The sequence below is a fragment of the Pseudomonas agronomica genome, from assembly GCF_025917275.1.
GTDB classification, from domain to species: Bacteria; Pseudomonadota; Gammaproteobacteria; order Pseudomonadales; family Pseudomonadaceae; genus Aquipseudomonas; species Aquipseudomonas agronomica.
Map to the genome: position 1 here is coordinate 1 of NZ_JAOSHO010000192.1, position 9,084 is coordinate 9,084.

The following is a 9,084-nucleotide window of genomic DNA, read 5'->3' on the forward strand; positions in this document are numbered from 1 at the left end:
CACCGGCGGCGAGCAGGCCGTTGGGGTCGCGCATGGCTTTTTCCAGTGGCGGAAAATCGAAAGTGTTGCGTTGTAACCAAGTCAGCATGGGTGTCCGGGCTTGCAGAAGGGGAGGGCGGGGCTCCAGATCAACCAGAGCCCGCCTAGAGGTTAACCGTCAAATGGCCGGAATGTCATCGAGATACTTTTCCGCATCCAGCGCGGCCATGCAGCCGGCGCCGGCGGAAGTGATGGCCTGGCGGTAGACATGGTCGGCCACATCGCCGGCCGCGAAGACGCCTTCGATGTCAGTGGCGGTGGCATTGCCCTCGCTGCCGCCGCGCACGATCAAATAGCCGTCGCGCATCTTCAGTTGGCCTTGAAACAGGTCGGTGTTGGGCTTATGACCGATGGCGATGAAGACCCCGACCAGGGACAGCGCACTGGTTTCGCCGCTCTCGCTGTGCCGCAGGCGCGCGCCGGTCACGCCGCTGGCGTCGCCGAGGACTTCGTCCAGGTTCTGGTTCCAGTGCAGGCGGATATTGCCGTTGGTGGCTTTCTCGAAAAGCTTGTCTTGCAATATCTTTTCCGAGCGCAGCTTGTCCCGGCGATGAATCAGGTGCACTTCCTTGGCGATGTTCGACAAGTACAACGCTTCTTCAACCGCCGTGTTGCCCCCGCCAACGACTGCTACGACCTGGTTCCGATAGAAAAAACCATCGCAGGTCGCGCAGGCTGAAACGCCTCTGCCGGCGAAGGTTTCCTCCGAGGGCAGGCCGAGGTACTGGGCCGAGGCGCCGGTGGCGATAATCAGCGCGTCGCAGGTGTAGGTGCCGCTGTCACCGATGAGTTCGAACGGGCGCTGTTGCAACTTGGCGGTGTGGATATGGTCGTAGACGATCTGCGTGTCGAAGCGCTCGGCATGCCGCTGCATGCGTTCCATCAGCACCGGGCCGGTCAGGCCTTCGACGTCGCCGGGCCAGTTATCGACTTCAACCGTCGTCGTGAGCTGGCCGCCGGCCTGCAGGCCGGTAATGACAACAGGTTTGAGGTTGGCTCGGGCGGCATAGACAGCAGCGCTGTACCCTGCAGGGCCGGAACCGAGAATAATCAGGCGTGAATGCTTCGCTTCGCTCATAAAAACACCTCATAAGCCTTTGTCACAAAAGAGAATGCATGCTCAAATTGGCGCCCGAGAACCCTGATCATGGCTATGCTGTCGCCGAGCGTGCGGGCAATGCCTTGGGCATGACAAACCCGTACAATGCTTGAGTTTTGAACGCAGGGAAGGCAAAAGATCAAAATCTTCGGCAACACCTGCGGTTTTCCGGACGCATGCCACAGTGGTAAAAGTAGTACCGGATGTGCACATTCACTTTTTTACCTGCTCGTCATGGGCAGTTTTTCATAGTCATTCAACAGATGGACGCGCCATTGGCGCAGGAAAAGAAGCGTTTTGAAGAAATCCACCGCAGCACCCAAGACAGTCGTTCCGCTCTGGCGCCAACAATTGCACTACCGGCTCAAGGAAGGTGCGTTGATCGCCATCGGTGCCTTGTGCCTGTTCCTGATGATGGCCTTGTTGACCTATGGCAAGGACGATCCGGGCTGGAGTCACAACAGCAAGATCGACGACGTGCAGAATTTCGGCGGCCCCGCCGGTTCCTACAGCGCAGACATCCTGTTCATGGTGCTGGGCTATTTCGCCTACATTTTCCCTTTGTTGCTGGCGATCAAGACCTATCAGATCTTTCGTCAGCGCCATGAGCCCTGGCAGTGGAGCGGCTGGCTGTTTTCCTGGCGCCTGATCGGCCTGGTCTTCCTGGTGTTGTCGGGGGCCGCGCTGGCCCACATCCATTTCCACGCGCCCACTGGCCTGCCGGCCGGGGCGGGTGGCGCGCTAGGTGAAAGCCTCGGCGACCTGGCCCGCAATGCCCTGAACATCCAGGGCAGCACGCTGCTGTTCATCGCCCTGTTCCTGTTCGGCCTGACGGTGTTCACTGACTTGTCGTGGTTCAAGGTCATGGACATCACCGGCAAGATCACCCTCGACCTCATCGAGCTGATCCAGGGTGCCCTGAACCGCTGGTGGGCGGCGCGCAACGAGCGCAAGCAACTGGTGGCGCAACTTCGCGAGGTGGACGATCGCGTCCATGACGTGGTGGCACCGACCACGCCGGACAAGCGCGAGCAGGCCAAGGTCAAGGAACGCTTGATCGAGCGCGAGCAGGCGTTGAGCAAGCACATGTCGGAGCGCGAAAAGCAGGTGCCGCCGGTCATCACCATGGCCCCGGCCAAGCCGCCCGAGCAAAGCAAGCGCGTGCAAAAGGAAAAACAGGCGCCGTTGTTCGTCGACAGCGCGGTCGAAGGCACCTTGCCGCCGATCTCGATCCTCGACCCGGCCGAAAAGAAACAACTCAACTATTCCCCTGAGTCCCTGGCCGCCGTGGGTCATTTGCTTGAGATCAAGCTCAAGGAGTTCGGAGTCGAGGTCTCGGTGGATTCGATTCACCCTGGCCCGGTCATCACTCGTTACGAGATCCAGCCGGCCGCCGGCGTGAAGGTCAGCCGTATCGCCAACCTTGCAAAGGACCTGGCGCGTTCCCTGGCCGTGACCAGCGTGCGTGTGGTGGAAGTCATTCCGGGCAAGACCACCGTGGGCATCGAGATCCCCAACGAAGATCGCCAGATCGTGCGCTTCTCCGAAGTGCTGTCGACGCCCGAGTATGACAATTACAAGTCGCCGGTCACCCTGGCCCTGGGCCACGACATCGGCGGCAAGCCGGTCATCACCGACCTGGCGAAGATGCCCCACCTGCTGGTGGCCGGTACCACCGGTTCCGGTAAGTCTGTGGGTGTGAACGCGATGATCCTGTCGATCCTGTTCAAGTCCGGCCCGGAAGACGCCAAGCTGATCATGATCGACCCGAAGATGCTTGAACTGTCGATCTACGAGGGCATTCCACACCTGCTGTGCCCGGTGGTCACGGACATGAAGGATGCGGCCAACGCCCTGCGCTGGAGCGTTGCCGAGATGGAGCGCCGCTACAAGCTGATGGCGAAGATGGGCGTGCGCAACCTGTCGGGCTTCAACGCCAAGGTCAAGGAAGCCGAAGAGGCCGGGACGCCGTTGAGCGATCCGCTGTATCACCGCGAAAGCATCCACGACGAAGCGCCGCTGCTGCACAAGCTGCCGACCATCGTCGTGGTGGTGGACGAATTTGCCGACATGATGATGATCGTCGGCAAGAAGGTCGAAGAACTGATCGCCCGTATCGCCCAAAAGGCGCGTGCGGCCGGTATCCATTTGATCCTGGCCACGCAGCGGCCATCCGTGGACGTGATCACCGGCCTGATCAAGGCCAACATCCCGACTCGCATGGCGTTCCAGGTGTCGAGCAAGATCGACTCTCGGACCATCATCGACCAGGGCGGTGCCGAGCAACTGCTGGGCCATGGCGACATGCTCTACATGCCGCCGGGCACCAGCCTGCCGATTCGTGTCCACGGCGCGTTTGTTTCCGATGATGAAGTACACCGCGTGGTGGAAGCCTGGAAGCTGCGCGGCGCGCCCGAATACAACGATGACATCCTCAACGGTGTCGAAGAGGCTGGCAGTGGCTTTGAAGGCGGCAGTGGCGGTGGCGGCGATGACGATGCCGAGACCGACGCGCTTTATGACGAAGCGGTGCAGTTTGTCCTGGAAAGCCGCCGGGCCTCGATTTCCGCAGTGCAGCGCAAGCTGAAGATCGGCTACAACCGCGCCGCCCGCATGATCGAAGCCATGGAAATGGCTGGGGTCGTGACGGCCATGAACACCAACGGTTCGCGCGAAGTGCTCGCGCCGGGCCCGATGCGCGACTGACTACCCGGGCGGCGTGATGATGCGCCGCTCGACCCCCCACGAATTCATGAGGATTCCCATGCGCCTGATTCGCATGCTGCTGTTGCCCGTATTGGCCTTGAGCACGTTGTCGGCCCACGCCGGCGAAAAGGACGTGGCCCGCCTGACTCAATTGCTGGGTGGCTCCCAGACCCTGACGGCACGCTTTTCCCAGTTGACCCTCGACGGCAGTGGCACCCAATTGCAGGAAACCGCCGGTGACATGGCCCTGCAGCGCCCCGGCCTGTTCTACTGGCACACCGATGCGCCCGCCGAACAACTGATGGTTTCCGACGGCAAGAAAGTGTCCCTGTGGGACCCGGACCTGGAGCAGGTCACCATCAAGACCCTCGACCACCGCCTGACCCAGACGCCTGCGCTGCTGCTGTCCGGTGACATCTCCGAGATCAGCCAGAGCTTCGACATTACCTCCAAGGAGGCGGGCGGCGTGATTGACTTCACGCTCAAGCCGAAAACCAAGGACAGCCTGTTCGACAGCCTGCGCCTGTCGTTCCGTAATGGCCTGGTCAATGACATGCAACTGATCGACAGCGTAGGCCAGCGCACCAATATCCTGTTCACCGGGGTCAAGGCCAACGAGCCGATCCCCGCGTCCAAGTTCAAGTTCGACATCCCAAAGGGTGCGGATGTGATCCAGGAATAACCCAATGGCCCCCTTGTGGGAGCGAGCTTGCTCGCGATGGCGGCGGATCAGTTGGAATTGATGTGACTGACCCACCGCCATCGCGAGCAAGCTCGCTCCCACGGGGGGCGGTGTTCAACAGGACCCCAGTGGAGGTTGCATAAGCAGTGATGGACCTGTTTCGAAGCGCCCCGATTGCCCAGCCATTGGCCGCCCGCCTGCGTGCGACCAACTTGGATGAGTACGTCGGCCAGGAACATGTGCTCGCCCGCGGCAAGCCTCTGCGCGAGGCCCTGGAGCAGGGCGCCCTGCATTCGATGATCTTCTGGGGCCCGCCGGGCGTGGGCAAGACCACCCTGGCGCGGCTGTTGGCGGAAGTCTCGGACGCGCATTTCGAAACGGTGTCGGCGGTGCTGGCCGGGGTCAAGGAGATCCGCCAGGCGGTAGAAATCGCGAAGCAGCAGGCCGGCCAGTACGGCAAGCGCACCATCCTGTTCGTCGACGAAGTCCACCGGTTCAACAAGTCCCAGCAGGATGCGTTCCTGCCCTATGTCGAAGACGGCACGCTGATTTTCATCGGCGCCACCACCGAAAACCCTTCGTTCGAACTCAACAACGCCTTGCTGTCTCGCGCCCGGGTCTACGTACTCAAGAGCCTCGACGAAGCGGCCATGCGCAAGCTGGTGCATCGCGCGCTGACTGAGGAACGCGGCCTGGGCAAGCGTCACCTGAGCCTCAGCGATGAGGGCTTCCAGATATTGTTCAGCGCCGCCGACGGCGATGGCCGGCGCTTGCTCAACCTGCTGGAGAACGCCTCGGACCTGGCCGAAGACGACAGCGAAATTGGCGTCGAGCTGTTGCAAAGCCTGCTGGGCGATACCCGTCGGCGTTTCGACAAGGGCGGCGAGGCCTTCTATGACCAGATATCGGCGCTGCACAAAGCGGTGCGTGGTTCCAATCCTGACGGGGCCCTGTACTGGTTTGCGCGGATGATCGATGGCGGTTGCGATCCTTTGTACCTGGCCCGGCGGGTGGTGCGCATGGCCAGCGAGGACATCGGCAATGCCGACCCGCGGGCCTTGAGCCTGTGCCTGGCGGCCTGGGACGTGCAGGAACGCCTTGGCAGCCCGGAAGGCGAGCTCGCCGTGGCCCAGGCCATCACGTACCTGGCTTGCGCGCCGAAGAGCAACGCCGTTTACATGGGCTTCAAGGCCGCGATGCGCAGCGCCGCCGAGCACGGCTCCCTGGAAGTGCCGCTGCACCTGCGCAACGCGCCGACCAAGCTCATGAAGCAGTTGGGCTATGGCGACGAATACCGTTATGCCCATGACGAGCCCGACGCGTATGCCGCCGGCGAAGACTATTTTCCCGAAGAACTCGAACCCCAGCGCTTCTACCAGCCCGTCCCCCGTGGCCTTGAGTTGAAGATCGGCGAGAAGCTCAACCACTTGGCGCAGTTGGATCGCCTGAGTCCACGGCAGCGGAGAAAGCCTTGATCCCCCTGATACTCGCAGTTTCCGCTGGCGGCGTTGCCGGCACGTTGTTGCGTTTCGCCACCGGTAACTGGATCAATGCAAATTGGCCCAGGCACTTCTATACCGCGACGCTGGCCGTTAATATCGTGGGCTGTCTGCTGATCGGCGTTCTTTACGGTCTGTTTTTGATTCGCCCCGAGGTGCCCATCGAGGTGCGTGCGGGGCTGATGGTCGGCTTTCTTGGCGGCCTGACGACCTTTTCATCCTTTTCACTGGATACGGTGCGCCTGCTGGAAAGCGGCCAAGTGCTGCTGGCCCTGGGCTACGCGGCCATCACCGTATTCGGCGGGCTGCTCGCCACCTGGGCCGGCCTGTCCCTGACCAAACTTTGATAACGAGAGACCGACATGCTCGATTCCAAACTGTTACGTAGCAACCTTCAGGACGTAGCGGACCGCCTGGCTTCCCGTGGTTTTGCCCTGGACGTCGCGCGCATCGAAGCGCTGGAAGAACAGCGCAAGACCGTCCAGACCCGCACCGAAGCCCTGCAGGCTGAACGTAACGCGCGCTCCAAATCCATCGGCCAGGCCAAGCAGCGCGGCGAAGACATTGCGCCGCTGATGGCCGATGTCGAGCGCATGGCGAACGAATTGAGCGCCGGCAAGACCGAACTGGACGCGATCCAGACCGAGCTGGATTCGATCCTGCTGGGCATCCCGAACCTGCCTCACGAATCGGTGCCGGTCGGTGAAGACGAAGACGGCAACGTCGAAGTACGTCGCTGGGGCACGCCGACCACCTTTGATTTCCCGGTACAGGACCACGTGGCCCTTGGCGAGAAATTCGGCTGGCTCGACTTCGAGACTGCCGCCAAGCTGTCGGGCGCGCGTTTCGCCTTGCTGCGCGGGCCGATTGCCCGTCTGCATCGCGCCTTGGCGCAGTTCATGATCAACCTGCATGTCACCGAGCACGGCTACGAAGAAGCCTACACCCCGTACCTGGTCCAGGCCCCGGCGCTGCAAGGCACCGGGCAGTTGCCGAAGTTCGAGGAAGACCTGTTCAAGATCAGCCGCGACGGCGAAGCCGACCTGTACCTGATCCCGACTGCCGAAGTGTCGCTGACCAACATCGTCGCGGGCGAGATCGTCGATGCCAAGCAACTGCCGATCAAGTTCGTCGCCCATACGCCGTGCTTCCGCAGCGAAGCCGGTGCGTCGGGCCGTGATACCCGCGGCATGATCCGCCAGCACCAGTTCGACAAGGTCGAGATGGTGCAGATCGTCGAGCCGTCGAAGTCCATGGAAGCCCTGGAAAGCCTGACCGCCAACGCCGAGAAAGTCCTGCAACTGCTGGAGCTGCCGTATCGCACCCTGGCCTTGTGCACCGGCGACATGGGCTTCAGTGCGGTGAAGACCTACGACCTGGAAGTGTGGATCCCGAGCCAGGACAAGTACCGCGAGATTTCCTCGTGCTCCAACTGCGGCGATTTCCAGGCCCGCCGTATGCAGGCCCGCTTCCGCAACCCGGAAACTGGCAAGCCGGAACTGGTCCACACCCTCAATGGCTCCGGCCTGGCGGTGGGCCGTACCCTGGTGGCGGTGCTGGAAAACTACCAGCAGGCCGACGGTTCGATCCGTGTGCCCGAGGTGTTGAAACCGTACATGGGCGGCATCGAGGTCATCGGCTAAATGGACTATTTGCCACTGTTCCACAACCTGCGCGGCAGCCGCGTGCTGGTGGTCGGCGGCGGCGAGATTGCCCTGCGCAAGTCTCGCCTGCTGGTCGATGCCGGCGCGTTGCTGCGGGTGGTCGCACCCGACATCGAACCGCAGTTGCGGGAACTGGTCAGTGGCAGCGGCGGCGAATGCGTCCAGCGTGGTTACGTGGAAGCGGACCTGGACGGTTGCGGGCTGATCATTGCCGCCACCGACGACGAGCCGCTCAATGCCCAGGTCTCGGCCGACGCCCACAAGCGTTGTGTGCCGGTCAACGTGGTGGACGCGCCGGCGCTGTGCAGCGTGATCTTCCCGGCGATTGTCGATCGCTCGCCCCTGGTGATCGCGGTGTCCAGTGGCGGCGATGCGCCGGTGCTGGCGCGACTGATCCGGGCCAAGCTGGAAACCTGGATTCCCTCGACGTACGGGCAGTTGGCCGGTTTGGCGGCGCGCTTTCGCAATCAGGTCAAAGGCTTGTTCCCCGATGTCCAGCAGCGCCGGGCATTCTGGGAAGAGGTGTTCCAGGGCCCGATTGCCGATCGCCAGTTGGCCGGGCAGGGCGCCGAGGCCGAGCGGCTGCTGCGGGAGAAGATCGACGGCGAGGCGCCGAACGCGCCGGGTGAGGTTTACCTGGTGGGCGCGGGGCCGGGCGATCCGGACCTGCTGACGTTCCGGGCACTGCGCCTGATGCAGCAGGCGGACGTCGTGCTCTACGATCGCCTGGTGGCACCGGCGATTCTCGAACTGTGCCGGCGTGACGCCGAACGGGTCTATGTCGGCAAGCGTCGTTCCGAGCACGCGGTGCCCCAGGATCAGATCAACCAGCAATTGGTCGACTTGGCTCGCCAGGGCAAGCGCGTGGTGCGGTTGAAAGGCGGCGACCCGTTTATTTTCGGTCGTGGTGGCGAGGAAATCGAAGAACTGGCGGCCCATGGCATCCCGTTCCAGGTCGTCCCGGGCATCACCGCCGCCAGTGGCTGCGCGGCCTACGCCGGGATTCCGCTGACCCATCGCGACTATGCGCAGTCGGTGCGGTTCATCACCGGTCACCTCAAGGATGGCACCAGCGACTTGCCGTGGGCGGACCTGGTGTCGCCGGCGCAGACCTTGGTGTTCTACATGGGCCTGGTCGGGCTGCCGGTCATTTGCGACGAACTGATCAAGCACGGTCGCGCGGCGGACACGCCGGCGGCTTTGATCCAGCAAGGCACCACTTCAAACCAGCGGGTTTTTACCGGCACTTTGGCGGACTTGCCACGGTTGGTGGCGGAGCATGAAGTCCATGCGCCGACCCTGGTGATTGTTGGGGAAGTGGTGCAGTTGCGCGAGAAACTGGCTTGGTTTGAAGGGGCTCAGGGGCAGGTCTGAGGACCGCGTCGCCCCCATCGC

General features: G+C 62.5%; 7 protein-coding genes and 1 pseudogene. 6 read left to right on the top strand and 2 right to left on the bottom strand.

The window, feature by feature from the left end; translation table 11 throughout:
• Both OC610_RS15075 and trxB read right to left on the bottom strand, forming a co-directional pair.
• A pseudogene (locus OC610_RS15075) lies at positions 1-88 on the bottom strand (leucyl/phenylalanyl-tRNA--protein transferase); the annotation flags it as partial.
• Positions 89-157: 69 nt separating this feature from the next.
• Positions 158-1,117 (bottom strand): thioredoxin-disulfide reductase, encoded by a 960-nt coding sequence (gene trxB, locus OC610_RS15080; protein WP_264428723.1) that lies wholly within the window; start codon positions 1,115-1,117, stop codon positions 158-160.
• Positions 1,118-1,435: 318 nt separating this feature from the next.
• Here trxB and OC610_RS15085 point away from each other — a divergent pair, with 318 nt between their 5' ends.
• The 6 genes from OC610_RS15085 (at position 1,436) to cysG (ending at position 9,063) form a co-directional block, all read left to right on the top strand.
• Complete coding sequence (locus tag OC610_RS15085; protein WP_264428725.1) at positions 1,436-3,844, top strand: DNA translocase FtsK; 2,409 nt, start codon at positions 1,436-1,438, stop codon at positions 3,842-3,844.
• Between the two features lie 58 nt (positions 3,845-3,902).
• Positions 3,903-4,526 (top strand): outer membrane lipoprotein chaperone LolA, encoded by a 624-nt coding sequence (gene lolA / locus OC610_RS15090; RefSeq protein ID WP_264428727.1) that lies wholly within the window; start codon positions 3,903-3,905, stop codon positions 4,524-4,526.
• A 149-nt stretch (positions 4,527-4,675) separates the two neighbouring features.
• Positions 4,676-6,001, top strand: coding sequence for a replication-associated recombination protein A (locus tag OC610_RS15095; RefSeq protein ID WP_264428729.1), 1,326 nt, complete (start codon positions 4,676-4,678; stop codon positions 5,999-6,001).
• Complete coding sequence (gene crcB / locus OC610_RS15100) at positions 5,998-6,372, top strand: fluoride efflux transporter CrcB (RefSeq protein WP_030141344.1); 375 nt, start codon at positions 5,998-6,000, stop codon at positions 6,370-6,372. The genes OC610_RS15095 and crcB overlap by 4 nt, the downstream gene beginning before the upstream one ends.
• A gap of 15 nt (positions 6,373-6,387) precedes the next feature.
• Positions 6,388-7,668: a serine--tRNA ligase gene (gene serS / locus OC610_RS15105; RefSeq protein ID WP_030141345.1), complete on the top strand. Its 1,281-nt coding sequence runs from the start codon at positions 6,388-6,390 to the stop codon at positions 7,666-7,668.
• Positions 7,669-9,063, top strand: coding sequence for a siroheme synthase CysG (cysG, locus tag OC610_RS15110; RefSeq protein ID WP_264428732.1), 1,395 nt, complete (start codon positions 7,669-7,671; stop codon positions 9,061-9,063). It abuts the gene before it with no gap.
• Positions 9,064-9,084 lie beyond the last annotated feature (21 nt).